Annotated in this window: 18 protein-coding genes and 1 CRISPR repeat array; of the genes, 5 read left to right on the top strand and 13 right to left on the bottom strand. The window is 52.1% G+C overall.

The genetic code is table 11. The annotated features are described in order from the left end of the window. Positions 1-7: 7 nt before the first annotated feature. The 7 genes from E0E37_RS12265 to E0E37_RS12235 all read right to left on the bottom strand — a co-directional run bounded on the left by E0E37_RS12265 (position 8) and on the right by E0E37_RS12235 (position 9,982). Complete coding sequence (locus tag E0E37_RS12265; RefSeq protein WP_130863322.1) at positions 8-847, bottom strand: carbohydrate ABC transporter permease; 840 nt, start codon at positions 845-847, stop codon at positions 8-10. Further along, positions 844-1,692: a carbohydrate ABC transporter permease gene (locus tag E0E37_RS12260; protein WP_130863321.1), complete on the bottom strand. Its 849-nt coding sequence runs from the start codon at positions 1,690-1,692 to the stop codon at positions 844-846. Before E0E37_RS12260 ends, E0E37_RS12265 begins: the two co-directional genes overlap by 4 nt. A gap of 55 nt (positions 1,693-1,747) precedes the next feature. Beyond that, positions 1,748-3,103 carry an ABC transporter substrate-binding protein gene (locus E0E37_RS12255; RefSeq protein WP_130863320.1) on the bottom strand — a complete coding sequence of 452 codons (1,356 nt, stop codon included), beginning with the start codon at positions 3,101-3,103 and terminating at the stop codon, positions 1,748-1,750. Positions 3,104-3,317: 214 nt separating this feature from the next. Next, positions 3,318-4,010 carry a DUF4230 domain-containing protein gene (locus tag E0E37_RS12250; protein WP_130863319.1) on the bottom strand — a complete coding sequence of 231 codons (693 nt, stop codon included), beginning with the start codon at positions 4,008-4,010 and terminating at the stop codon, positions 3,318-3,320. A 173-nt stretch (positions 4,011-4,183) separates the two neighbouring features. After that, complete coding sequence (locus tag E0E37_RS12245) at positions 4,184-5,296, bottom strand: Coenzyme F420 hydrogenase/dehydrogenase, beta subunit C-terminal domain (RefSeq protein ID WP_130863318.1); 1,113 nt, start codon at positions 5,294-5,296, stop codon at positions 4,184-4,186. A 67-nt stretch (positions 5,297-5,363) separates the two neighbouring features. Beyond that, a complete protein-coding gene (locus tag E0E37_RS12240; RefSeq protein ID WP_130863317.1) occupies positions 5,364-8,663 on the bottom strand; it encodes an AAA family ATPase in 3,300 nt (1,099 codons plus the stop codon). Further along, positions 8,660-9,982 (bottom strand): exonuclease SbcCD subunit D, encoded by a 1,323-nt coding sequence (locus tag E0E37_RS12235; protein WP_130863316.1) that lies wholly within the window; start codon positions 9,980-9,982, stop codon positions 8,660-8,662. The genes E0E37_RS12240 and E0E37_RS12235 overlap by 4 nt, the downstream gene beginning before the upstream one ends. A gap of 501 nt (positions 9,983-10,483) precedes the next feature. Here E0E37_RS12235 and E0E37_RS12230 point away from each other — a divergent pair. After that, positions 10,484-10,891, top strand: a complete 408-nt coding sequence (locus tag E0E37_RS12230) for a hypothetical protein (protein ID WP_130863315.1) — start codon at positions 10,484-10,486, stop codon at positions 10,889-10,891. 93 nt (positions 10,892-10,984) lie between these two features. Here the strand turns inward: E0E37_RS12230 and E0E37_RS12225 are convergent, their stop codons facing one another. After that, entirely contained in the window at positions 10,985-11,746 is a 762-nt protein-coding gene (locus tag E0E37_RS12225) for an alpha/beta hydrolase (protein ID WP_130863314.1), read from the bottom strand. Positions 11,747-12,048: 302 nt separating this feature from the next. Further along, a CRISPR array of direct repeats spans positions 12,049-13,674; the repeat unit is 32 nt; unit sequence ATTTCAATCCACAGGCTCACACGGAGCCTGAC. Between the two features lie 1,652 nt (positions 13,675-15,326). Continuing rightward, entirely contained in the window at positions 15,327-15,767 is a 441-nt protein-coding gene (locus tag E0E37_RS12220; protein ID WP_330548605.1) for a UPF0236 family transposase-like protein, read from the bottom strand. 302 nt (positions 15,768-16,069) lie between these two features. On the opposite strand from E0E37_RS12220, the gene E0E37_RS12215 reads away from it, so the two are divergent. The 4 genes from E0E37_RS12215 (at position 16,070) to E0E37_RS12200 (ending at position 19,515) form a co-directional block, all read left to right on the top strand. Next, positions 16,070-16,720, top strand: a complete 651-nt coding sequence (locus tag E0E37_RS12215) for a VanZ family protein (protein WP_130863312.1) — start codon at positions 16,070-16,072, stop codon at positions 16,718-16,720. Between the two features lie 158 nt (positions 16,721-16,878). Continuing rightward, positions 16,879-17,517, top strand: coding sequence for a MarR family winged helix-turn-helix transcriptional regulator (locus E0E37_RS12210; protein WP_130863311.1), 639 nt, complete (start codon positions 16,879-16,881; stop codon positions 17,515-17,517). 45 nt (positions 17,518-17,562) lie between these two features. Beyond that, positions 17,563-18,453 (top strand): cation diffusion facilitator family transporter, encoded by an 891-nt coding sequence (locus E0E37_RS12205; protein WP_130863310.1) that lies wholly within the window; start codon positions 17,563-17,565, stop codon positions 18,451-18,453. A gap of 177 nt (positions 18,454-18,630) precedes the next feature. Next, positions 18,631-19,515, top strand: coding sequence for a helix-turn-helix domain-containing protein (locus tag E0E37_RS12200; protein WP_130863309.1), 885 nt, complete (start codon positions 18,631-18,633; stop codon positions 19,513-19,515). A 69-nt stretch (positions 19,516-19,584) separates the two neighbouring features. Here the strand turns inward: E0E37_RS12200 and E0E37_RS12195 are convergent, their stop codons facing one another. The 4 genes from E0E37_RS12195 to E0E37_RS12180 all read right to left on the bottom strand — a co-directional run bounded on the left by E0E37_RS12195 (position 19,585) and on the right by E0E37_RS12180 (position 26,007). Then, a complete protein-coding gene (locus tag E0E37_RS12195; RefSeq protein ID WP_246019718.1) occupies positions 19,585-22,425 on the bottom strand; it encodes a DUF3427 domain-containing protein in 2,841 nt (946 codons plus the stop codon). 64 nt (positions 22,426-22,489) lie between these two features. Then, the gene (locus tag E0E37_RS12190; RefSeq protein WP_130863307.1) at positions 22,490-22,894 is read right to left on the bottom strand and encodes a (deoxy)nucleoside triphosphate pyrophosphohydrolase; all 405 of its coding nucleotides are present in this window, start codon (positions 22,892-22,894) and stop codon (positions 22,490-22,492) included. 7 nt (positions 22,895-22,901) lie between these two features. Next, complete coding sequence (locus E0E37_RS12185; protein ID WP_130863306.1) at positions 22,902-25,400, bottom strand: DEAD/DEAH box helicase family protein; 2,499 nt, start codon at positions 25,398-25,400, stop codon at positions 22,902-22,904. Further along, positions 25,393-26,007 (bottom strand): class I SAM-dependent methyltransferase, encoded by a 615-nt coding sequence (locus E0E37_RS12180; RefSeq protein WP_130863305.1) that lies wholly within the window; start codon positions 26,005-26,007, stop codon positions 25,393-25,395. Before E0E37_RS12180 ends, E0E37_RS12185 begins: the two co-directional genes overlap by 8 nt. Positions 26,008-26,365: the final 358 nt, after the last annotated feature.

The raw sequence follows: 26,365 nt of genomic DNA, 5'->3' as shown, positions 1-26,365 counted from the left end.
TCTGTTTCTAACCTTTTACCGCTCCTGCCGCCACGCCTTTTATAATATGCTTCTGACACGTCAGATAAAATACGATGATCGGAACGATCGACAGCACCAGCAGCGCCATCAGCGCACCCATGTCCCGCGAACCGTAGCCTCCCTGGAGATACTGCACTGCAATGGGGATCGTCTTGTACTTGTTCCCAATGACCAGATAGGGCAGCAGATAGTCGTTCCAGATCCACATGGTATTGAGGATGGCAATGGTCACCGCGGTAGGACGCAGCATGGGAAATACCACCAGAAAAAACATCTGGATCGGATTGCAGCCGTCGATCATGGCCGCTTCCTCGATCTCCTCCGGAATAGCTCTGACAAAGCCGCTGAACAGAAAGACGGAAAGGCCTGCGCCGAAGCCCAGATAGATAAAAACAATGCCCGCGGGATTATCCAGCCCCAGCATGTTGGCCAGCTTCGACATCGTAAACATTACCATCTGGAAGGGTACGATCATGCTGAATACCAGCAGGTAATAAAAGATCCGGGCGGGTCTGCTCTTCACCCGTGTGATATACCATGCAGTCATGGCGGTAAACAGCACGATGACGCCCACGGAGCATACGGTGATGAAAAGGGAATATCCGAACGCCTGCCAGAATCCGGTCTTTGCGATGCCCGCGGCATAATTGGTCAAGCCCACAAAGGTTTCCGCCGTGGGCAGCCGGAACGGTTCATCCGTAATATAAAACTGCCCTTTAAAGGAATTCAGAAGAACCACCAGTATGGGCGCCACAAAAACAGCGGCCAGAAAGACCAGCCACACAAACAGTACCCGTCGGGCCGCCTTTTTTTCTTTCCCCGTCATACGTTTTCCACCTCCCTGTCCCGCGTGGCCCGCAGCTGCAGGTACGCGATAGCCGCTACCATAATGAAGAACAGCACCGCCTTGGACTGCCCCATTCCTTCATATCCGACTCTTCCATAGAATGTGTTGTAGATATCCAGCGCCAGCATGGCGGTCTCCCTGCCCGGCGCTCCCCCAGTCAGCGCAAAATTCTGATCGAACAGCTTGAAGGAGTTCGTCAGCGTCAGAAACGTGCATATGGTGACGGCCGGCATCACCATGGGCAGAATTACGTTGCGCAGCACCTGCCGTGGGGACGCCCCGTCGATGGCCGCCGCCTCCAGCAGATCGGAGGGAATATTCTGGATGGCTGCGATATAAATGATCATCATATAGCCGGTGAGCTGCCAGTTCATCAGGATCACCAGCCCCCAGAAGCCGTAGGAGGCCGAAAACGTGATGTCCACCATAAACCAGGACAGCACGCCGTTGATGATCAGCTGCCAGATATATCCCAAGACGATCCCGCCGATGAGGTTGGGCATAAAAAACACGGTGCGGAATACATTTGTGCCGCGGATCCCTCTGGTAAGCAGCATGGCCAGAGAGAATGCGAAGAGATTGACCAGCACCACGGATACTACTGTAAACTTCGCCGTGAACCAGAAGGCATTGGTAAAATCAGAACTGTCCCGAAAGACGCGCACATAGTTGGAGAATCCCACCCATTTGGCGTTGGTCACCGTTGTGAATTCTGTAAAGGACAGATAGATCCCCATAAGGAAAGGAATGAGGAACGCCACGGTAAAAGCCACGGCTGTGGGCAGCACAAATACGGCGGCGTATCTTCTCAATGTCTTTTGCACGGGCGTTTCCTCCTTCTAATCTGATCTACCGGTTTTGTCTGCCCCAGATCTTTTTCTACCGGCTTTCCGATTTCCACTGGGTCACTACCAGATTTTTTACGTCGTCCCAATTCTTCTGCCCCTGTGCGTACTGCAGCAGGACCGCGCCAAAATCATCTTTAAAGGTCTGGCTGGGAAACAGCGTAAAGTTCCACGGAATAGTATGCACGTCCTCCCGCTCCATCCAGTCCATGACCTCTCGGGCCAGCGGATCGGAAGGACGGTCGTCCTCATTGAAGGTGTCGAAAGGTGCGATGAATTCCAGACGATTGGTCACGAAATCCTTGCCTGTATCGCTGCTGTAGAGCCAGTACAGAAAATCCTCCGCCAACTTTTGCTGTTCCGGACTGGCCTGGCTGTTGACAGCGATAAAGTTTTCCGTGCCGATGCACAATCCCTGATCCTTTTCTCCCTCCATGCCCATGTAGATAGGCAGGAAATGGATGTCTTCAGCTTTTACCGTATTTCCGCTGACTTCAGCGATCTGGCTCCAGGCCCAGTTTCCATTTTGCACCATGGCGCACTGGCCCAGGGCGAACTCCGCCATGGAATCGGCTACCTGCTTGCTTCCCAGCATTTTGGGGTCTGTCACAGAGTTGTTGATATACAGATCGAATATGTTTTTAAACTCCTGATCGTACTGAAACTGGATCTCCCTGGTCTCGTCCCCTGTCAGATCCACGTCGTTTTTCTGAAATTCATAGTAGATCGGAATATTGGCCAGGTGAGTCTGCCATCTCCAGTCTTCTCCCGACTTCAAAGAGGTGGACGCGAAAACGCCTTTGATTCCCAGCGCGTCCTTCTGCGCCTGCATGTCTTCCACCACAGCCTTGAGCGTGGCGAAATCCTGTATATCCTCCATAGACGATACATCTGTCTTCTTTGTTTTCAGCTCAAAATAATCCCGCATGATCGCGTCGTTATAGATAATGCCGTATCCCTCTATGACAAATGGGATCCCGTACACCCCGCTTCCGTCGCGGATGGCCAGCGTGGGATCTGTCATATGCTTGTAAAGCTCCGTACCCGACAGGTCGGCGCAGTAATCCTTCCAGTTCTGATAACCCCGGGGACCGTTGATCTGGAAGATCGTCGGCGCCTCAGCCTTGGCGATCTCCGATTTCAGCGTCTGTTCATAGGTTCCGGAAGCCGCCGTCACCACATTCACCGTGACTCCCGTCTCTTCCTTGTAAGCCGCCGCGATATCCTTGTAGACGTCCGCCACCTCCGGCTTGAAATTCAGATAATATATGGTTCCGCCAGAGGCCGTCTTGTCATCGCCCTGCTCGTCGTCGCCGCCGCAGCCCGAGGCTAAGAGACCGAAGGACAAAATCACAGCCAGACATAAAAATATGGCCAATCTTTTTTTCATTTTTCATTCCTCCTCAAAAATCACAGATATTGATCTGCCTCTATTCTTTTCGGTTCCGCTTTGTTTTATGCAGAGGAATGACCTGGCCGACGTTTCCGCAGACGCCGATCTGATCTCATTTTTTATCTGTAAATATGACTGGCCTCCCTCGGCAATTTTTTTCAAAAAAAGAGACAGCATACCGGACGGCATGCTGTCTCTGCTCTTTCTTGTCCTAGTTGTTAACTGTCACCGTGATCTTCGGGCCGCCGTTTTCCGCATTTCCGTACAGTGCGGCGAGCCACTGCGTCACCACTTCTTCCGCCTTCCCCTGCGCTTCCGCCAGCAGGCCTTTTTCCACAGCCTCATTCTCCGAAGACGCCTGCTGATCCTTGGAAAAATCCACATAATCCGTGATCTGGATCGGATTAAAAATATTTTTCGTCTCGTCAAACACCGTGATGCTTTCCAGATCGATCTCGTGGGACAGTATTGCCGCCTGCGGCAGTGTCACAGAGATGTCGCCGTTGGCTGCCACTTTTACCGTGGCCTGGCTCATATCGACTCCCGCCTTTATGGTCCCGTCATACGAGATAATGAACCGCTTCATGGTCAGCGGAACCTCCCAGCCGTAAAAATCCAGACGATTTTCAAACTTCCCCACGTTGGTGTAGCGGTACTCGGTGACCGCCAGTTCGCTGATCTCCTCGATCCTGCTGCTGACCAGATCCGACGTGATCTTTGGTCCCTCCGCCGGGCGTCCCGCCACCCACACGCCAAATCCAAAAAAAATCAGAGCAGCCGCAGCTGCGATCAGGACCTTTCGCAGATAGTCCCCCGGCAGCCTCGGCAGTTTCAGCCGCCGCTTCTCGCTTTTGTTCCTCTGAGCGCGTCCCGCTCTCTCTATCTCTTCTTTTTTCCCGTCCATGATCCCTTTTCCCCTTTATCGAACGCTGTTAGATTTAGCCGTGCCGGCTTCCCGTTTCCAAAGGAAACTTCTTTCTTCACAGTATATCATACTCCACCGCATTTTTCGCCGGTATTCCTGCATTTACGGAGAAAAACGACCGCCTTCCTCACCGCCGTTTTCCTGTCGGATGATCAGATCTTCAGCGTGGCCGCCAGTCCGTCCCGCCGATACGTTTCCCAGAATTCCGCCCGGTCTTCGGGATAAGATACGGGCGTGCTGAGCCGCCCCTGCTCTGTCATGGCCTCCGACGACGGCCTTTCCTGCAGAGTCAGATCCGCCCGGCATTTCTCCAGCAGCTCTCTCCCTTTTTCCGTGTTGGACAGTACCAGCGATACGCCGAGGGGATCATCCAGTTCGGGCGCGTACTTTTCCACGCCCCAGTAATCCGCGATCGTCACATCGCCGGTCCTCCGCGGGCTGCAGAAGGGACAGTTCTCGCAGGAGGGCCGCATGATGGTCATTCGGCCGAAATACAGCTCGTAAAAGCGATTGTCCACATAAGTCCTGCCGCACCCTTCCAGGCGGAAGGTAAATGTCTTTTTGCTGTTCACGCGGTTCCAGGGCAGATCCTTGGTTCGAAACTCCACCTCCGCCAGCCTCCCGCCGTATTCCTCTTCCAGCAGGGAGACGAGATCCGCCCAGACCAGCGGACTGGGAACGCTGTGACAGATCAGATCACACAGATACAGGTTTTCCAGCAGCTCCGATCCTCCTCGGCCAGATCCGAGAAAGGCCTTCAGTCCCGCCAGCTGGCAGGGCGTTCCCGTAAACAGTACCCTTCGCCCGGCCTTCAGGTCCTCTGCCGCCCGGATGAACATCGTCCCCATATGGCTCTGCGCGTATTTCGAGATCCGCATGCGGTCACGCTGTTCCACTGTCTCCGCTCTGGCATGACGGACGCGGAACTCCCCGTCAAAATCGGCGCCGTAGACTACGCCTCCATCGGCCAGCACCGCGTCCGACAGCGCGGTAAAGGCTCCCCCGGAGGCCGACCTTCGCAGTACATCCTGGGATCTGTGCTTTGCCGCGTAGAATTTCGATCCTCCCTGATTCTGATAGTGATCCTCTTTCTCAAACGGGCACGCAAGCCGGCAGCGCCCGCAATTGACACATTTCTCCTGATCGATGACCGGATAGAGAAAACCTTCCTCATCTGCTCTCATCTCAACAGCGCCCGCGCCGCACAAACTTCGGCACGCGCTGCAGCCGCAGCAGCGGCTTTTATCCCGGTATACCGTTTCCATCTTCTATCCCTCTTTTCTCCCATATACGAACTGCGGCAGGAAGCGACGGCGATCTGCAGCTGCTTCTTCAGGCTCTTATCTCCACCCGGCTTCCCTCCGCGGACTTCCGTATGACCAGCTGCTTGTCGATGCGTTCTTTCAACTCGCTCACATGCGAGATGATCCCCACCAGACGGTCTCCTCCGGCCAGAGCCGCCAGTGTCTGAATGGCCTGTTCCAGCGACTCTCCGTCCAGCGCACCAAAACCCTCGTCAATGAACAGCGTATCCACCTGAACGCCTCCCGCAAAGCTCTGGATCACATCGGACAGCCCCAGCGCCAGAGAAAGAGCCGCCTTAAAGGACTCCCCGCCGGAAAGCGATTTGGCCGGTCTCAGTTTTCCTGTGTAATGATCCAGTACTTCGATGTCCAATCCAGTCTGGGAGCGGAAATCTCCAGCCTCCTGACGGCGGAACAGCTCGAATCTGCCTCCGGTCATCCGCTCCATTCGTTTGTTCGCCTCATAAAGAACCTGTTCAAAATAAAACGCCTGTACATACTGTTCGAAGGCCAGCTTCTGTTTCTTCGTCAGTTCTCCGTTGGCTGTTCTGGAAAGACCGCTGACGGAGACGAAGTCCGCCTGATGCGTTTCGTACTCTCGCAGTGATCGCTTCAGCCCTGCCGCCGCAGTCTCATTGGCCCCCATCCTTGACGCCAATCCGCGCTGCTCTTTCTCCAGCCGCAGCTTTTGCTCTTCCAGCTCCCGCTTCCGGTCCTCCAGCGCGGTCATGTCGAAGACGCTCTTTTCCTTCGTCTCCGCAGTCAGCCGCACCAATTCCCGCTCCGTGGCCTTCACCGCGTCCTGATAGGCTTCCTGATCTCTCTTCATCTGAAGAAGTGCCTGTTCCGGACGCAGAGCCCGACGGTATTCTTCCCCGTCGGAAAAACCGCAGGACCGAACTGCATCCAGGTATCGCCGCCCGGCCTCCTCCGTCCGCTCCCCCAGTTCCACCAGCCGTCCGCGCTGGTCGGTAAGCAGCGCCTGGTTCTTGTCCAGTTCCGCCTTTCCCCTCCGGTAACTCTCCCCCGCAGCTTCCAGCTCCTTCTTCCTGCTCAGAAACTCCGACTGCAGCAGATCCGCACGCTCTCTCGCCTTCGTATAGGAGGGAAACTCCAGTCCTTTTTCCAGGGCGGAAAGCTCTCCCCTGAGACCTGCCAGCGCGGCTCCGATCTCGTTCTTTTCCGCTGTCTTCACCCCGGTCTGCTCCGCGATCCCGGCGCGCGCCCCAGCCAATTCCTGCAGTTCCTTCTCGCAGGCTGCCCTGCGTTCGGTCTGCTCTCTCAGCTGCGCCCCGCGTTTTTCAACGTCTGCACGCGCCTGCGCACATTGGGTCAGCAGGAACTTCGCTTCCGAACAGACCGCGTCCCACAGGTCTGTTCCGGCCAGTCTGCCTTCACCGGCAGTCCCTTCGCCGGCAGTCCCTTCACCGGCAGTCCCTTCGCCGGCAGTCCCTTCGCCGGCAGTCCCTCGGCCGGCAGATCTGCCGGCCGAGGCCACGCAGGTCAGCTTCTGTTCCACAGCCAGCCCGCGCAGACGTTCTGATTCCGTCTCGATCTCCGCCGCTTTCGTCTTCGCCCGTTCCGAGGCGGTCTGCATCTCCTTTCTCAGCGCTTCCAGCCGCACCCGCAGGCTCTGCAGCTCTCCCTCGCCTACCACGTCCGGCTCAGGCGCCGCCTTTCCGGGGTGCTCCCTCGACCCGCAGACCGGACAAGGCTCTCCCTCCCGCAGCGTTTCCGCCAGGATCCCTGCCTGATTGCGAAAAAATTTCCGTTCTTTTTCCCCGTAGTCTTGATCCGCCGCCCGAAAAAGTCCTTCCGCCTGAAGATATCTGCGCTGCAGTTCTCCATGTTCCCGCTCCTTTGACCAAAGCTCTTCCGCCAGCCACACTGCGTTGTTCAGGCCCTCTTCCCTGGCCCTGATCATCTCGGCATCGTGCTGTACCTGTAAAAGCTCCGCCTCCGAGCCGGCCAACTCTTTCTGCTCCTGGCTCCGCTCCGCGATGTCCCTTTCCCGCTGCTCGCCGGTCCGTTCCAGCTCCGCCAGCTCTTCCTCCAGCATCCGCTGTTTTTCGCTTAATACCTTGCATTCATTTTTCAGTCTTTCCGCCTTCTCGTACCGGCCCAGGCTCTCCTTCACGCGGCTCTGCTCCGCCAGCAATGCCTCCCGCTCCGGCTCGCCGGCCTGTTCCTTCTCGAAAGCTTCCCGCAGCGCTTCTGTCTGGCCCGCCTGGTCCTTCACCATTTTCTCCAGACGGTCTGCGCTTTCCGTCAGCTGTGCGAATTCCCGGCTGAGACTTTCATACCGTTCCTCCAAAGGTCTGATCTTCTGAACCGCGTCTTCCGCCTGCAGGATCTCCAGGCGCAGCTTTTCCATGGAACAGGACTGCGCTGCAAGCGCATCCTGTTTTTTTCCGGCCGTCTCCAGATCCGCAAAAGCTTTGTTCACAAAGCCTGCCTCCACGATCCGGGCCGCCTGTTCCGCGATCATTTTTGAGAGAGCTTCTCCCTCTTTCTCCAGGGATGACGCGCGCCTTTCGTCCAGCTCCAACAGCCCGGTCAGCGCTGTCAGGACCTCGTCCGCCTTGTGCACATCCGGTTCTGAAGACAGCTGACGCAGAACAGACAGCCCTGCATTCTCCCTCTGCCCTCCATCCTCCGCCGCCGGCGCTTCCGTCTCTTCCGGGCAGCGGATACCGCTCATATACTGTAAAATGCGCCGCTCATCCTCCATGCAGAGGGACCGCGCCGCCTTCTCCCGTTCCTTCAGCGATTTCTGCACATACTCGTAGATCTCCGTGCTGAAAACTCTGCGAAAAATTTCTCCCCGCTCCCGGCTGTCCGCCAGCAGCATAGACTGAAACTCCCCCTGAGCGATCATGGATATCTGTTTAAACTGCCTGCAGGTGATCCCCAGCAGCTCCACGATCCTCCCGGAGACCTCCTTATATCCGGAAACTACCGATCCGTCGGGAAAATTCATCACCGCGTCAGAATTCTCCGCAGTCATACCGGTACCGCTCTTTTTCGGCCGCTCGTATTTGGGATTTCTGCGAATAAAATACACCGCTCCTCTGTGCGAAAAGGTCAGTTCCACGAAGGTCTTTTCCTCCGGTCCTGCAAAATCGCTGCGCATGGTGTCCGCCGTACGGTTCGATCCACTGGCTTCGCCGAACAGCGCAAACGAGATGGCGTCAAACAACGTAGTCTTCCCCGCCCCCGTGTCCCCGGTGATCAGAAACAGCCCGCGGCCGCCCAGCTGTTCCATATCGATCTCCGTCCGTCCAGCGTAGGGCCCGAAGGCGCTTATCACCAGCTTCAAAGGTTTCATAACTCTCTTCCTCCCGCCTGCTCCAAAATATCCTTAAGGATCTCTTCCTGCTCTCTGTTCATCAGCTCTCCGTTCTGCTGTTCATAAAAGTCGGCGAAAAGCTCCGCCGGACTTTTTCGCGCCACGTCGCTGCCGCTTGCGAAAATGGGGCTGTTTCCAGCCTGAGTCCGGCTGTTCTCGAACTCCAGCATCATCAGATTCGGATACACCGTCCGCAGTCTGCCGATGGCGTCATACGGTTCCTCCTCGTCGGTCAGCACCGCCGCTATGTAATCCTGATGCTCTGAAAGCCGGGTCTCCCCGCCGACTCCGTGCCGAGCCAGCGTCGGGCGATCGGGGTGATCGGACTGCAGACACAGCTCCGCCGGATCTGCTTCGGATCCTCCTGATCCACCTGCTTCAGATCCACCCGCCCCCTCAACGGCCTCAAACATGGAAATCTGCCGGAACCCATCCTCCTGCGCCCTGCGGCCCCATTTCAAAAGCTCATCCAACGGCCCTTTGATCCGGCGCATATCCCGCAGCGGACGCAGAGGTATCTGTCGAAGTCCGATCTCGCCCTTAGGCCCCAAGTCCACCATGGTCACCGACTTCTTCTGCATTGCCTCCGAAAAGGAATACTTCAGAGGCGATCCCGCATAGCGGACCGTATCCCGGCCGATCCGCTGAGGGCCGTGAAGATGGCCCAGCGCCACATAATCAAACACATCAAAAGCAGAGACGTCCACATTGTCTACGCCCCCGATGGATATATTTTCTGAATCCGACCGCTCCGGTTCCTGTCCACAGCCGGTCACGAACTGATGCGCCACCAGCACATTCCGTTCCCCCGCGTCGATCCCGGCGCCCGCGATCACCGCCCGCACGGCCTCGTCGTACGACTCCGGCGTTCCGCCCGTAAAAGGCGAAACTGTAGAAGGCTTGATAAACGGCATCAAATACACATTCACCGCTCCATGCTCATCCGTCAGCCGCTCTTTCTCCAACTTCCCGCCAAACACTCCCGCGATGTGCAGCCCTCTGTTTTTCATGATCCGACTGCCAAACCCCAGCCGTTCCGGCGAATCGTGATTTCCGCTGATGAGAAATACCGCCGGCGCCCGTTCCAGCAGCGCTGTCAGGAACTCGTCCAAAAGTTCCACCGCCTCAGCCGGCGGCTGCGTTTTATCGTAGACATCCCCTGCGATCAGCACCGCGTCCGGCCCTTCCGCCTCTGTGACGGCCAGGATCTGATTCAGTATGTATTCCTGATCCGGAATCATGGAAAACCCGTTGACGCGCTTGCCAATATGCAGATCTGACGTGTGTAACAGTTTCATATTATTTATCCTTCCAAATATTGATGCATGACGACTTCAGACTTTTGTCTTCTGCCCCTTCCCTCATGTAAGCGGAATACCGACCACAGGATCCTCAGACCAACTACCCGTAACTTGTAACTTCAGTTCCTTCCATGCCCGCCGGCTCCGTGCTCCCGTTATGTAAAAAATATATCATGGCCGGTCCCGGACCATCGTGATAGGATCTGCCCATGGGATAATCCGCGCATGGCGTCTGCCGCGCACAGAATCTATAATAGCTGCTCTGCGGCTATTATACCATAGGTTTTTCATTGAATGAACCTTTCTCTCTGTGCCCATATTCGCCCACGCTTCGCCGTTTGCCGGCGCCATCGTCCGCTTATTTGAGATGTACGCCCCTTAGAAATATTGCCATCCGTTGACAGCGGAGGCCGTGTGTTTTAGACTGGTGACGAGACGAACCGGCAAAAGCCTCTTCGGCTTTCCCACACAATAAGATCAAAAAAGGAGTGCCAAACCATGAAGAAAATCCCGATAGAAACTGATCTGGGCGTTCTGCGGGGGAGAGACTGCATTTACTTCAGCAAAGCAGAGCAAGATGAAATGGACAATCTGACTTTTACAGGAGATATAAACGGAGCCCTTGTTGATAAACACAGAAATGAAAAAGACTGGTTTCCGTATCAACTGACCTTCAGACGCGTACTCGCCTGCTTTTCCTGCGAGTTGGATACCTATGAAAACTTAGCCGGATCAGGCTGTCTTGACGGCAGCAGTTTTGCCCTGATAGAGGACAGCGCATGGCTGCGATCTCTGCCCATGAGGAGCGACTTTGACAAAAGTCAATACAAACACTTCCGTTTGCTCACCTATGACGTCGTGTACGATATCATTGCAGTTTCTCATCAAATGGATATTCGTGTCTGAAGACTCCATATATCGAAATGTATCCTCCGTTTTGGATACGCAGCTGAGAAACGCCGTCGGGCTGCTCTTATCAAATAGATGTCTCCATTGACTCTATTTACGCGCAAAGAACTCATGGGCAAGAGCGGTCACCCGTTCCGGCATCCCCTTCCCCGACAGCCGATGATCTCCCTCGAATATTTCTGTCAGTTCGGCGCCAGTCAGCATGGCAAATCTCCGCGCCGCGCCCGGCGACGCCGTGTCATCCTCAGTTCCGTGTACCATTCCGATCAAAAAACTTCCCGGCTCGATCCCGCCTTTATATATTTCAAATACATCATGAGCGTCCAGATCTGCAAAAAAATTCTGCGTGAGCTTCAACGGCCTTACATATCCCCGATCCATCGTCAGATATCCCTGCGCCGCCAGCGTCGCTTGCTCCTCCGGCGTCTTATCGTGGAAAAGCAGCGGCATCTCTACCGCCGCACTGCGCAAAAACGCCCTGCGGCCCTCATGCTGACGTTCCGCCAGATAGAGAAGCGTTGTATACGCACCGAAACTGGAACCGAAATATACGATCTCCGCATCTGGGCACAGCTGCCGCACCCTCTCCTCCGCCGACGCCAGATCATCCATGCAATGTTCCATAGAAAGCTCCGTCCCGTCCACTGGGCTTTCCCCGTGGGCCGGGAAGTCAAAAGCAAAGGTGCCGATCCCCCTGTGAGGGAACTCAGCTCCCAGCATGGCCGCCGTGGGGCTCTCCTTGCTGCTTCCAAACCCATGTACGACAATGGCCACCATCTTTTCACTGCCCGTCAACGTATGTATGCACGGAATGTCATATCCGTTTCTTCCCTTCAGCACCTCACCAGTCATTGTGTCTGTTTTCCTTTCTTTTACGATCTATTACTCCACTGTCATCTTATCGCCTTGTATTCTCACCTGAACTCCAGCGCACACCGTCCCGGTCTGCACAGCCGTGAAGACTATGAAAAGTAAGACCTGTCCATCGAGAGACGCGCATTCCTTCGCATGGAATTTTTGTCTACGGTTCGCAGACTTTGGGGGCGGCGACTGCCGACAGGTTGGTATTTACAACGGAAAAAGAGTTATTTTGAGTTGCGCAGCCATTGCAGGCGGCGACAAGGCGTGGTATGTATTACGCAGAGTGGCAGGTTATTTCAATTCACAGGCTCTTATGGAACCTGACGACAATCTGCAGATGTGCAAGCTCCGAGAGGGTTTGATTTCAATCCACAGGCTCACACGGAGCCTGACCTTGGCTGAATCTGGAGACCGTACCTATTGGATGCATTTCAATCCACAGGCTCACACGGAGCCTGACTCCTTTGCGAAGCGCCTCTTGATGTGTTGGTACGAATTTCAATCCACAGGCTCTCACGGAGCCTGACCCGCAGAGCCTACTCCTGCCACGGCCGACGCCGCAATTTCAATCCACAGGCTCGCACGGAGCCCGACTTTCGAGCCATCGTAAAAAACCTCTGGGCACGCTTATTTCAATCCACAGGCTCGCACGGAGCCTGACCAAAGTTTCGTAAAAACTTTTCATTCACCCACACAATTTCAATCCACAGGCTCTCACGGAGCCTGACACCTACCTGGTAGTCCCGGTCGTCCCGGCGTATCTCATTTCAATCCACAGGCTCTCACGGAGCCTGACGCATTCGACAAACGGCGGGACAGCAAATGTGATTTTATTTCAATCCACAGGCTCTCACGGAGCCTGACGGTCCGTCGTCTCTAATTTCCGCACCTGGTCCGTATTTCAATCCACAGGCTCTCACGGAGCCTGACTTGCATTTAGAAAGACGGCAACATTAGCCAGTAATTTCAATCCACAGGCTCACACGGAGCCTGACTTTACTATAACGGTCGTTTCTTTCTGTTCTTCCTTATTTCAATCCACAGGCTCACACGGAGCCTGACCCGGATTTGCCAGATAAAACTCCGATAATTCCTATTTCAATCCACAGGCTCACACGGAGCCTGACCCGTATATGCAACGTGCCGTTTTCCCCCGCCGCATTTCAATCCACAGGCTCACACGGAGCCTGACATGCTTAACCTGTGATCTGGCGCGCTATACTGCATTTCAATCCACAGGCTCACACGGAGCCTGACATGTGTATTCCGGGAGCTATGACAACACCGTGCGATTTCAATCCACAGGCTCACACGGAGCCTGACCGGTCGGCGGCCTGCCCTGGATCCGATTGGTATGCTATTTCAATCCACAGGCTCACACGGAGCCTGACCGAGGCGGCGGCCCCCTGTCAGCCAAACAGACGATTTCAATCCACAGGCTCACACGGAGCCTGACGACGATGAATTGGCGCAGCTCCAAAGATCTCTTATTTCAATCCACAGGCTCACACGGAGCCTGACCACTGCAGGACCACCACCGGATACAGGGTGATCCATTTCAATCCACAGGCTCACACGGAGCCTGACAGCCCGGATATGGCACGGGTGACTGCTATACAGACGATTTCAATCCACAGGCTCACACGGAGCCTGACAGGACTTTGCAGATACTGCAATCGAGAAATTTGATTTCAATCCACAGGCTCACACGGAGCCTGACTTGATATCAAGCCGGGCGAGAATACGGCGATGGTATTTCAATCCACAGGCTCACACGGAGCCTGACGGCTTAATGACATTAATTATTTTGCGTCTTGTAATATTTCAATCCACAGGCTCACACGGAGCCTGACATTACAATCGCTATTGTTCGGCAGAAGAAAAGGTATTTCAATCCACAGGCTCACACGGAGCCTGACTGCAAAATGCAAGAAAAATGTTTCCCCGCGAGCAATACCACCGAAATTCCTACGCCCCTCATCTCATCGCATGCCAGCTTCGAAACAATATCTTACATAAAAATAAAATTTTTCAGGTGCGAATCTCCCAGAGATTTTATGTTCGCTTCACATTCGCACTGCTAATACCTTTTGTTCATTTTGAAACAATTCACCACTTGTCGCTGATGATCCTTGTTTGCCTTTCTGTCTTTTCTGCATTCCCAGTCATTGTAACTATGATCCATTTTTATCAAGCCCCATTCATCGCCTGATTTAACTATATCGGAACACCTATTCTAGGTCAAGCCGGTTCTCTAAATCTTAGCTTGTAATAGAATCTGTACAGACGATCCAACATAAAGTAATCGTTCTGTGATGCAGACATCTAAAAGCCACAAAATATATTGGATCATCGGTAGTGATAAATCACTTCGTATGTGAAAGACTAGCTTCCAGCTTCATTAGCGGATTCCTGCTGTAATCAATGATTTTTTTCCTTCTGTTCCTGTATCATCACCTTAAAAAATCCTTTTGTAATAGATCAATTATAGGTATTTCTTCAATTAGATTATTGATCTTGCTTAGATCGATCCGCCCCGCTATTTTCTTTAGCGCTTCGTTAAACTCCGGATCTGTAAGGAAATAAAATCAAAGTAGAATATTTTTCCCATTATTTTCATAGCGCCTGAGCTGGAATCCCCAAAGAGAATAATGTTTATGACGATTTCAACCCACGCAGCCCTCACAGGCTGCAACCCAGTTTATCTGCGAAATCTTGCTGAGTCAGCCTTAATTTCAACCCACGCAGCCCTCACAGGCTGCGACGATGGTCTATGTTGCCTCGCTAAGCTTATTAGCATTTCAATCCACGCAGCCCTCACAGGCTGCGACTTCGTCATCAAGCTACTAATATATTCGACGACATCATATTTCAATCCACGCAGCCCTCACAGGCTGCGACAAGGGCTGGAAGATGAAGAATTTATTCCGTCGGAATTTCAATCCACGCAGCCCTCACAGGCTGCGACGCTTCTGACAGAGGTAGCCTGAGTAACGATGGACTAATTTCAATCCACGCAGCCCTCACAGGCTGCGACGTTAGCCGTGGCGGGGTCTGCGGTTTTTTCAAATGCATTTCAATCCACGCAGCCCTCACAGGCTGCGACCATGGCGTGGCGCGAAATTTTTTATGTGTGCTCGAAATTTCAATCCACGCAGCCCTCACAGGCTGCGACAGCAAATATCCGCAATGATTCCTGCAGATATCCAATTTCCCAACTATTTCTTCTCTTCTTTCACAATATTTTTAGCACTACGACCGTTCAACTGCTTTTATATCTCCCATTTCAGGTGCGAATGCCCCGGGATTTTTATGTGAGCTTCCCATTCGCACTGCTGCTAATCCTGATTTGGTTTGTGAAGATGCCATACGATTTCAGCGCTTCATCCTGCTTCCTATGCGCAAAACAAAAGCAACATTCTCATAAGGCATTTCACGCTTCCTATTCACTTTCTATACGTCTATTTTACTTTGTCCTGCGTTATAAGTCAAACAGTGCTGTTTTACGGGTCGTGTCAAGTTGTTGTGGAGTTTTTGATTGATAAATGGAAATCAACAAGCGCATCGACTGTCAGTTCAGGAGACCGCGGCACGAGCCAAGTCTGTGTAATATCTGCTGCGTTCCGGCGGCCTGATCAAACGGAACCGTCTCCCTCCGGCTGAAGATGCTCCAATCGCAAGCTCCTTCCACGGCTTCCGACAGCATCCGCTCTGCATAGGCGCTGTAAGCCTCTGTTTGTTCCTTTTCCTCCCGCTCCTTCTCCAGGCCTGTCAGCTTTCCTCCGTTTTTTAGATAGATCCTGACTCTGCTCAGCTTTCCTAGACCCGCTCTGCTCCATCCCATCGGATCCCGGCTGAATCGTTTCGAAAGCAAGTGACTGACCTGGCCCTCTGTACAGCTCCCAGGAACCTCCTCGGTCCGCCGACGTCGAATCTCCTCCCAGTGCCTCAGCAGATACCCGCCGAATTCCCTTACCCGCTTCTGCGTCGTTTCGTTCCCCGCCATCTCCAGCAGGCCCTGGAGGTAGTGTCAAGTTGTTGTGGGGCTTTAGGTGGACAGATTGAAATTAACAGACGACTTCTCCCGCATTACAGCTTGGAATCGACTGTGCAGTTGACTCATGCCCATGTCGTCCCTGCAGCGATCCATCCTGTCTTGTCGTGCCGCTTCAGTCGGTTTACCCTCTGAATTCATACCGAAATGCATGGTTTTTCGGGAAAAAACGAATTTAATAAATCCTAAGAATTCATTCATATAAAATAAAGATCTTGCTGTCTCCTGATCTATATAATGGAAACAGGGAGGACAGAAAAATGAACTTGATCAGAGCCGCATTGGCTAACTATTTATTTACGATACCCATTTCCATCGCACTGGAAACGATCCTGTGCCAATATTATAAAACGAAAAAAGTAAAAATCACCTACGGTTTTGTCGTCGGTTTTCAACTATTTCTGTTGCTGCTGACAGCTATGCTGACGATCACCGGCGCGGGGGGCGTTGACGATATTGGCTGCCATGGAGATGTCATCCTCAGCCTGGACGCGTTCAATCTGACCCCCTTCACCGGTTGGGGCAGGGTTAATTTCTTCGGACTGAGTATGAACGCTGTCCTCTTTATCCCGTTGGGTGCAGCCCTTCCCCTGCTTTGGAAAAACGGCGTGTCTTTTCTTAGGACAAGCCTTACCGGTTTCCTCTTTTCCCTGCTGATCGAAACCAGTCAACTGCTTAACTGGCGTACGACAGACATCGACGATCTGATCATGAATACGATCGGAACGATGATCGGCTTTGGACTGTCTCGTCTTCTGCTCAAAAAAATCACTGTTGTCCAGATAGACAACAGCAATACAGATTTCTTTGTGATGAACAGTGCCTCGCTCTGCACTGTGCTGTTCTTCTCTGCTTATTTCTTCATCGGGAGTCCTATGCTCAACGCCGTGTGGGAGATTTTATATCAATGAAGCGTTATCTGCAAAAGCTCTCGAAGTGAGAATGCCCGCTGAACCTGCTGCTTGACCTTATTTCACAGGTACCTTAATAATTCCTTGACAAATTACACAGGCACCTGTATTATTGTAATCGACAGGTACCTGTGAAACAAGAAAGCGAGGATATTAGAATGTCAGATAAATTAAAATCCAATGATCTGTTTGAAAAAATGATGTATCTTCAGTGGCTGCTCCACCGTCGACATCTGCAGAGCCGCAGCGGGCACGGCCCCTTCGCAGACCCCACAAGAGGTCAGGGGCGCGTGTTGGCGATCCTGAAACTGCAGCCGGAGATCAGCACCAGAGATCTATCTTACCTGCTGGATATCCGTCAGCAGTCCCTGAGTGAATTGTTGAGCAAACTGGAAAAATCGGGATATATAACCCGCACACCCATGGAAAGCGACAAACGTGTGATGATGATAACCCTCACGGATAAGGGCAAGGCCATCCCGCAGGAAAGGCCCGATTTCTCAGGTCTCTTCGATTGTCTCACACCAGAGGAGCAGGATGCTTTCGGCGGCTATCTGGACCGGATCATCCAAACATTTGCCGGTGAGCCGGAGACGGACAGCAGCGAGGATATGATGCGGTGGATGGAACAGGCCCGTTCAAGAATGGGTGACGAAGCCTTTGAACATCTCATGGCTATGCGCGGAAAACGATTTGCCATGGGTGGACACGGTCACGGACGCCCGCACGGCGGACGAGGCGGATGCGGCTTCCACCAGCGCCGTCACGGCCGGCCGGGGGATCCGTGCAGAGAGTGAGGTGTCGCGGCAACCAAAAAAACGATATAGGAAGGAGGCGAACAGATGAAAGGCAAGAAATGTGAAACCAGCCGCGATGCGGTGGGCATACGGTCCGGTCTGGCTGGACTTCTGGGAAATCTGCTGCTCTTTTTGATCAAAGGAGTTGCAGGCGTTCTCAGCAACAGTGTGGCGGTCACCGCCGACGCGATGAATAATCTGGCTGATTGTGTGTCGTCTCTGGTGACGCTTCTGGGCTTTTCGTTTTCCGGGAGAGGAAAAGACAGCGCCCACCCTTACGGGCATGGGCGCATGGAGTATATCTGTGGTTTTTCCATTTCGCTTCTGATCATGATCACCGGCGCCTCTGTGGGCGCAGATGCCCTGGGACGGCTGCTGCATCCTCTGCAGATCACCATCACCGGGCTGACCGTGGCAGCTCTGAGCTTCAGCATCGCGATCAAAGCCCTAATGGCGTGGTACGTTGGCTATCTGAACAAAAACGTCCGGTCCACCGCGCTGAAAGCCGTACAGCGGGATAATTTTTCCGACGCTCTTGTCACGGCAGCCACGCTGATGGGTATTCTGGCTGTTCCTCACACAGATCTGCCTGTGGACGGAATGCTCGGGATCGCCGTAACCGTCGTCATCCTCAAATCCGGCTTCAGCTCGTTCTGCGAAAGCCTCGTTCTGCTTTTAGGTGAAGGCGTGGATGCGGATACAGAAGACGGGATCATGCAGATCATCTCCCAGTTCATTCCGGCAAAATCTGTGGAGGAAATATCACTGCACGATTACGGCCCGGAAAATAAACTGGTTTATATAAAGCTGGATCCCCCGCCCGCAGATAAAATGAGCTCCAGCTCCCGCACGCTGGCCCGTATCAAGCAGCAGCTGAAGCAGGAATTGCAGATCGACGCCACCCTTTATTGGGATCTGTCGGAAGAGCCAAAGTAAACGGAGGCGATTTTTCATGTGCAACTGCTGATTGCTAAATTTACAAGGCAGCTTGGTGGACTTATGACTTCCGAGACTCTATAATAACAAGTACCTCCCCCGGATAAAAGTTCCGCTTTCGACCTGCGGCCCCGGCGGATGACCAACACCATAAAGAAATCAGAGGAGGGTCGTATTATGAGCCTTGGAGAAAATATCAGCCGTCAGCGCAGAGAAAAAAACATGTCTCAGGGCGATCTGGCCGGCGCGCTGGATGTGTCCCGTCAGTCGGTCTCCAGATGGGAGACCGACGGCGCCGTTCCGGAGCTGGACAAATTAATAAAACTCAGCGATATTTTCGGCGTCACGCTGGACGAGCTGGTCAAAGGTGAGAAGCCCGGACATTTGCCGGAGACCGCAGAAAAAAATGCGCCGGAACACGTACAGAAAATCGTAACTGTAGATGAAACAACAAACAAATTGGAAAATGCATCGGACCGGGAACATGGTTTTCCGCCGCGCAAGATCGTAGGAACGATCTTACTCTGCACGGGCTTACTGGTCGTTCTTCTGCTCGTGTTTCTTTCCGGTTCGCCGATCCTGTCGCTGCTATATGCCTCGCCGATTCTGCTTTGCAGCGTCGTCTGCTTCCTCTTGCGGCAACGGATCGGCCTGTGGTGCGGCTGGATCGTGTATTTCACCGCAGACATCTATCTGCGTTTTGCCACGGGCATTAACTGGCGCTTGATTCTGTTCACCTTATCTTACACCCCTGAAATGAACTACATACGTCTCTATATCGCTTGGATCCAGACGATATGTATGATCCTGCTGGTCATCCTGACGATCTTGTCCTTCAAGACGAAAGGGATCCAACTGACGGGAAAAAACCGAACGCTCTTTATCTGTGGATGGGTATTGCTGGCCGGGATACAGCTCTCCCAATTCCTGTGGTTCAAGGACCGATGGTTTTCTTTTACGCTGTCCGCCGCTTTCGACTGGACACGGCTCATACTGCTGACAGCGCTCATCGTCGCCGCCCTGTGCGGCCGGCGCCCGCCGGTAGCGAAGAAACCAGGATGATGAGGAGCAAAGCTCCTCGATACTCCAGCCGTCAATATGGAAATCTGATCTATGCAGCGGCTTTATACATTATCCTTCCAAATACTGATACATTGATTCTGCAACCTCATCTTTCATGTGGAACAGAACGTCTACGATGGGAACCATACGGCCGTTATCCAAAATCTCCGACTGGTTGAATTCAGCAGGAGCCAAATCGCCCATATAATAAAAATCTGAGCCCTCTCCATCGCTCTTTTTTACGAAAAGAAGTATCCGCATACCCGTATTATTCGCTGCCTGCAGGCTCACCACATCCTTGGATGTCAACTTTCGATCATGCTTTGTCTGCCAGCTAAACAGTTGAGCGTTTACAAAGCGATCCTCATACTTTGTTCCGTCTCGAATATCTTCTTTCTTTTCGTATGTTACAAAAATAGGGCAGGTATTGTTTTCAATCTTATACCCATAAACAATCGAAGAGACGTCCTTTTCCCAGTTTAAAATCCGGCAGACATCCTTTCTGGAATATTTCTGATACAGGAGAAAACCGTCTCTGTAGCGTCCGGCCTCGAAGTCCAGCTGGAATCGGCGGAACGCATATTTTATCATATCGTTGAGACAATCATAAAACACCGTTTCCGTAAGTACCGTCAAATATTCTCCTTCCATACGGAAGGTATCATCTTCGACTGTAATGTTCGGATTAACCCCATATTTTTTCCGGTCCGCTTTTGTCAGAAAGCTTCCATTCAAACAGTGCACTGCGGATTGGAGCGTTTCCTCAGAAGCCTGAAAACCAAAGTTCTTCAATAGTATCTGTTGTACTTCCGATTTTGTCGCCTGCCCCTTTGCTACGAGCAGAGCTAAAAAAACAACCTCCTCTACTCTCTTACCGTTGAGAATTTCCTTTGAATAAAACTCCAGAAGCCGCAGCTTTGACAGGTTCATAGCCGGCGCCTGATGCTCAGCTTTACAAACAAAATTGTAGTATGAATTTGAGTATTTTACAAAAGCATAGGGCTCTCTTTGCCCGTAATTCAAGAAATCCATCATGCTTGGAATCGACCCACGCTGATATTTCAACAACTGATAATCCTTTTTCAGGTCCTTCAGTTTCGACAGGTTGGTTTCATCTATGGACTGGAAAATCCTTTCCTTAGTTATCGTATCAAAATTTACGGTTGAACACCCGGGTATGGTGCTGCTCCCATTATTGATCAACTTTCGTATGGTATCCTTGTTATATGAACGATCTCCATAAAGCGCGATCGGCACCAAATAGTTATTGGCGTAATTCCCAATAAAATCGATTACCGTGAGAAAATCTTTCTCTTCTGTCTTTCTCAAACCACGTCCAAGCTGCTGCACAAACACAATTGCCGACTGGGTAGGTCTCAGCATAATGATCTGATTGACCGAAGGAATATCGACGCCTTCATTAAAAATGTCCACAGTAAAGATGTAATCCAACCCGCCCTCGCGCTGATCCTGCTCCAGCCTGCGGATCGCTTCTTCCCGCTGCTCTTCCGTGGAGCTTCCATCCAACGCCAGAGTGGCATAACCCCGACGGTTGAAACGTTCTGATAAAACTCTGGCCTCCTCCACACGACTGCAGAATATCAACCCCTTTACGCGGCCATTGTCCCACCCATAATAGTTCGCCTTCTCGATGATATGGCGAACCCTCTCCTCACTGGTCAGACGATTGAAGTCCGCGCCTTCGTCCAACAACTCGCCGTATACCTGAATCTCGCTGACTCCAAAGTAATGAAAGGGGGCCAGCATCTGTTCCTCCAGCGCCTGATTGAGACGAATTTCATAGGCAATGTTGTAGTCAAAAGCCTTAAAAATATCAAAGCCGTCCGTACGCTCCGGCGTCGCCGTCATCCCCAACAGGAACTTGGGCTTAAAGTGTTCCAATATCTTCTGATAGGTGGCAGCCCCGGAGCGATGCACCTCGTCGATGACGATGTAATCAAAATGCTCCGGTCCAAACTGATTCAAAACGGAATCCTGCGATAAGGTCTGTATCATTGCAAATACATAGGCGGCGTCCCCACCCTTTTCCCTTCCGCTGAGAATACCCGCATCCAGATCTTGTCCCAAAATCGCCTTATAGCTCTCCATCGCCTTTCGGGCAATATTCTCCCTGTGTATGAGAAATAGAAAACGCCTTGGCTGAAAAACCGCAACATCGAAGGCTGACAAATAGGTCTTTCCTGTGGCAGTAGCAGAAATCAGCAATGCTTTTTGCTTTCCGTCTCTGCGCAGTGACGCAAGCGCAGTCAACGCCTCGCGCTGCATTTTATTCGGTGTGATCTGAGTCAAATTCAGGACATTTCCCTGACTTGCAGATGCCTGGACTTTCTTTCTCAGTTCACTCTGCGTCTGCCGGATCCGCGTGTAGAGCTCTGTGTAATCCCTCAGCCACCGCACGTCAACAGACTCCGCTGCTGAAAAGGTCTGGTCAAATTCCCGCATGATATTCTGCATGAGTAGACCATTTTCAAGCGAAGACAGTTTTAAATTCCACTCTTTATTTTTAGAAAGCGCGCTCTGGGTCAAATTACTGCTGCCTACGATGAAGGAATAGCTGTCTGACTGTTTAAATATATATCCCTTCCCGTGAAAATTTCCTTTTGTCACTATGCGCAGCTCGATGTTTTCAAACGCAAGAAGCCGCTCCAGGGCCTTGGGCTGTGTAAAATTCTGATACTGCGAGGTGATGATTTTCCCCTTGATCTGCCTCTCTTTCATCTCTGACAGAATGTTAATCAGAGATGTGACGCCGCTATTTGTAATGAAGGCCACAGAAAAATAGAACTCCTCGCAGTTGTGGAGCTCGTCAATAATATTGGTCAGCACTTTCATCCCGCGCTTGTGGTCATTAACCAAAAGCTTCGGATGATACCGCTCCAACGAGGTCAAATTGCAGTCGATGAATCCGGTCCGCAGTCCGTCTTCCAGCCGTTCTGAAATCGCCATAACACCCTCACAGTTTCTGATTCATCAGTTCTTCCACAATAGGCTTGTCGGCCCCCGCCCAGTCCAGCTGCCCCAGCTCGCGGGGCGGCAGCCACTTCGCTGATACGTGCTCTAACAAGTCAAAGTTCTTTTCTCCCAACGGACAGAGATAGCTGTACATCGTAATCGCAAAATCCGGATATTCATGCTCTACCGTCATAAAATATTCCAGCTGTTCCACCGGAATCGTCAGTTTCATCTCCTCCTCCAGCTCCCGGGCCAGCGCAGTCTTTCCGTCCTCCCCCGGCTCCAGCTTTCCCCCTGGAAATTCAAACTTATATGATATGTAGTCGTGTTTATTTTTTCCCCGCTGCGTACATAAAATTTTGCCGTCTTTTATGATGATGGCTGCGGCTACGTAGATGTGTTTCATAGTCACCTCATTTTGGGCTCTCACCGTCACCCTTTCCTTCTCCAACAATCTTATCAAACCTGTTCTTATAAAACTCCACCCGTCTCTGTTCCAGGCAATCCAGAAAATGCTCTGCGAACCGCGGCTGTTCACAGTAAGGCTCCAACTCTTTCGACAGTCCAAACCTCTCATTTTCCAAAGTGAAGTACCGTGCAGAAGTTTTCATCAAAAAATGAACGGGGTTCTTTTTTGCCAGCCGTATGTATTCCTCATCCGTCCAGGTCAGATAACCCTCCGTGCTCTTGTGTCTCTTCATATCCCAGCCGTTGGACGGATTCTCATAAAAGCTGCGGAAGCTGTCCGCGATCTGTTTATCTCCGATCTCAAGCCGGATGCTTCCCCCTGCTCCGTCATAGAATGCAAGGAGCAGCGGCAGCTTGTACAGCTTAGACATATCTGTCGTTTCCAACAGATGCAGGAAATCCGCAGCAAAAGTGTTTTTCAGCTCAAGTTCCTCTGTGGACAGATCGCCCAATGATTCCAGAAAAGCCAGATAGCCGCCTTTTCTGCGGAATGGATGGAACGCCGCCGTGCCTCGTTTCTTAAAAAACGCTTTCACTCCGTCATCCATATACGTGTAAAACTCTGTGCGGCTCGGCCTGTGGTCCAGATAAGCCCTGACACGGAAATACTCTTCCCTCAGCTGATCCTCCAGCTTGCAGCTCTGTTTCCTCTGACGCTCCATCAGATCGATAAGGCGGAAGTCGAAATCCGCCCTGCATCCCTCCGGGAGCCATTCCTCCATATCTGCATAAACGTCCACGCTGAGTATACGCTCTCCCCGCGCTTCTATTTCCGCCTTTTCCGTCTGGCTCCTGCCGCGAAGCAAGCTGGGGATCAGAAACGCTTTTTTGTAATTTCCGATAAAGTCCAGCACGTTCAGATATTTCTTTCCGCCGCATTTGCGAAGACCGCGGCCCAGCTGCTGTAAAAACACGGTAGGAGACTCCGTAGGCCTCAGAAACAGCACCATGTCCAGACTGGGAATATCCACGCCCTCGTTAAACATATCTACAGTAAAAAGCACGCGGACTCTCCCGCTCTCCAATTCTTCAATGGCTCTGTCCCGAGGCGTTCCCCCCCTTCCGCTCACGACGGCACGGGAAGTGATCCCTTTGGAATCAAAATATTCCGCCATCTGGATAGCGTGAGCCTGTGTGGCGCAAAATCCGATGGCTCGCGCTGAATTGAATTTCCTGTAGTTTGCATAGACGATCTCCGCCCGCTTATGCAGCATCAGCGCCTTTTCCAACTGCTTTTCGTCATAGCGGCCATTGTGAAATTCGATCTCATCATAGTTCGTCTCGTCATAAATACCGTAATAATGAAACGGTACGAGAAAATCCCGGTTGATCGCTGCGAATAAGTCAATATCGTAGACGAGATTGTAATCGCACAACCGGTAAATATCCTTATTGTCCAGGCGGTCCGGCGTGGCCGTCAGGCCCAGCAAAAATCGCGGTTTAAAATATTGGAGTATTCTCCCATAACCGACAGCCGCCGCGTGATGAAATTCATCTACCACAATGTAATCAAAATATGTAGGAGAGAAAACATCCTGTTTCAGATAAACATCTTTCCCCAAAGTCTGTACAGAGGCGAACAGAATATCAGCCTCTGTGTCCTTCTTTTCCGAATTGAACCAGCCCAGCTTCTTGTTTGGATAGATCTTCTCAAAGGTCTCAGACGCCTGCTTTAGTATTTCCTCCCGGTGCGCCACAAACAGAATCCGCTCCGCAATAACGCAGTCAAAAGCAGCCAGATAAGTTTTCCCCACTCCTGTAGCGGCGACCACCAAAGCCTTATCCAATCCCTCGTTTCTGGTACGCTTCAGCTCGCAAAGCGCTTCGATCTGCGCTCCCCGGGGCTGTATGCGCCCGTTGTCTGTGAATACTTCCTCTGACGCGTCAGTCCTGTTTCGTCCGAAAACCTTTGGCGCGCGCCAGTTGCGCGCGTAGTCGCTCAGGCACCTGTCGTCAATGGGTCTGGCATTGTATTCAAACAGGAACAGGAACTCATCGTAAAAATCATCGAACTCATCCTTGTTCTCCGTGTTATTCAATCGGCAATTCCACTCGATCCCCGTTGTCAAAGCTGAACGGGACATGTTTGAAGATCCAAGAAAAAACTCGCTCTTCATCCCGCCATAGTGAAAAAAATACGCCTTCGGATGGAAATGCTCTTCCTCCAGATCAGAATAAAACCTCATATCCAGCACATCGCCGCATATCTCCCGCAGCAGGTACAACGCCTGCGGCTGCGTAATACCCATGTATTCTCCCACCAGAATCCGAATAGGGACCTTCCGCTCCGCCAGCGACCTCAATTCCGGCTCCAACAGGCGCACGCCGGATTCCATGATAAAGGACACGCTGATATCCACCGCCTCCGCCTTCGCCATGGCTTCCTTCAGGCCTTCCGCAAGAGGCTTGTTTTTTCCGAGATAGCTTGTCTGTATTTTAGTCATGCTCCATCTCCACACGCTGTACAATGGCGTTGAGCCACCGTTCTTCCCCTCTTCCCGGTCTCACATCCCCAGTGAGCCAGGTATCCATCACCGAAAGCTCTGCCACTTGACCTATGATAGCTTTGAGCGAATCCTCCGTCATATCGTAAAAGAAGCGCTCGCCCCTCATCTTTTCCCCCGTCCCGTATTTGTATGTCGTAAACAGAATACCGCCCGGCTTCAATGCCTTTGCAATTTTCTGATACGTTTCCACCGTTTCCGCCTCCGGTACGTGGATCAGGGACGCGCAGGCCCATATGCCGTCGAATGCTTCCAATGCATCCAGCTCCTGCGCCCTTGCTAAAACACAGGAACGACCGGTCAGCTTTTCCGCCCGTTCGCACATTTCCTTTGACGGATCCATCATCGTAACGCAGAGCCCTTTATCTGCGAAAGCAAGAGCGTCACGGCCGGATCCGCAGCCCAGATCGAGAACCTCCGCGCCCTTTGGCATCAGAGACTCGAATCGTTCCCGTATTTTACTCATATCAGCGTTTACTGTGTCCTGATAAAACACCTCTGCGTGATCGTCATAGTATTTTGCGGTGTTGAACTCATTTTCTATCATCTATCAAAATTCTCCACTTTTCTCTGGATCCATTATCCTCTGACTGGCCGAAGGCCATCAGGGGATAATCCACGCATGCGTCCGCTGCGCATAGAATCAGTATAATAGCCGCTCTGCGGCTATTATCCCATGACTGGCCGAAGGCCATCAGGGGATAATCCGCGCATGCGTCTGCTGCGCATGGAATTAGTATAATAGCCGCTCTGCGGCTATTATATCATATACGAAGCCATAATGTGGTTCGAAATCATTCAATTCCCACATTTTCAGATCTAAACGAAAACGCAGGCAGCCTTTGGGCAGCACCGATAAAACAGCATGAGAATTATTTTCTGGCAACTACATAGTCTCAGTTATG

Source organism: Bacilliculturomica massiliensis (genome assembly GCF_900605495.1).
GTDB lineage: Bacteria > Bacillota > Clostridia > Peptostreptococcales > Anaerovoracaceae > Bacilliculturomica > Bacilliculturomica massiliensis.
This window is presented reverse-complemented; position numbering and strand designations above follow the sequence as displayed.

What these genes read in the sequence shown, in the direction of transcription:
- E0E37_RS12265 (WP_130863322.1), bottom strand. Translation starts at nt 847, where the DNA reads ATGACGGGGAAAGAAAAAAAGGCGGCCCGACGGGTACTGTTTGTGTGG.
- E0E37_RS12255 (WP_130863320.1), bottom strand. Translation starts at nt 3,103, where the DNA reads ATGAAAAAAAGATTGGCCATATTTTTATGTCTGGCTGTGATTTTGTCC.
- E0E37_RS12250 (WP_130863319.1), bottom strand. Translation starts at nt 4,010, where the DNA reads ATGGACGGGAAAAAAGAAGAGATAGAGAGAGCGGGACGCGCTCAGAGG.
- E0E37_RS12245 (WP_130863318.1), bottom strand. Translation starts at nt 5,296, where the DNA reads ATGGAAACGGTATACCGGGATAAAAGCCGCTGCTGCGGCTGCAGCGCG.
- E0E37_RS12240 (WP_130863317.1), bottom strand. Translation starts at nt 8,663, where the DNA reads ATGAAACCTTTGAAGCTGGTGATAAGCGCCTTCGGGCCCTACGCTGGA.
- E0E37_RS12235 (WP_130863316.1), bottom strand. Translation starts at nt 9,982, where the DNA reads ATGAAACTGTTACACACGTCAGATCTGCATATTGGCAAGCGCGTCAAC.
- E0E37_RS12230 (WP_130863315.1), top strand. Translation starts at nt 10,484, where the DNA reads ATGAAGAAAATCCCGATAGAAACTGATCTGGGCGTTCTGCGGGGGAGA.
- E0E37_RS12225 (WP_130863314.1), bottom strand. Translation starts at nt 11,746, where the DNA reads ATGACTGGTGAGGTGCTGAAGGGAAGAAACGGATATGACATTCCGTGC.
- E0E37_RS12215 (WP_130863312.1), top strand. Translation starts at nt 16,070, where the DNA reads ATGAACTTGATCAGAGCCGCATTGGCTAACTATTTATTTACGATACCC.
- E0E37_RS12210 (WP_130863311.1), top strand. Translation starts at nt 16,879, where the DNA reads ATGTCAGATAAATTAAAATCCAATGATCTGTTTGAAAAAATGATGTAT.
- E0E37_RS12205 (WP_130863310.1), top strand. Translation starts at nt 17,563, where the DNA reads ATGAAAGGCAAGAAATGTGAAACCAGCCGCGATGCGGTGGGCATACGG.
- E0E37_RS12200 (WP_130863309.1), top strand. Translation starts at nt 18,631, where the DNA reads ATGAGCCTTGGAGAAAATATCAGCCGTCAGCGCAGAGAAAAAAACATG.
- E0E37_RS12190 (WP_130863307.1), bottom strand. Translation starts at nt 22,894, where the DNA reads ATGAAACACATCTACGTAGCCGCAGCCATCATCATAAAAGACGGCAAA.
- E0E37_RS12185 (WP_130863306.1), bottom strand. Translation starts at nt 25,400, where the DNA reads ATGACTAAAATACAGACAAGCTATCTCGGAAAAAACAAGCCTCTTGCG.
- E0E37_RS12180 (WP_130863305.1), bottom strand. Translation starts at nt 26,007, where the DNA reads ATGATAGAAAATGAGTTCAACACCGCAAAATACTATGACGATCACGCA.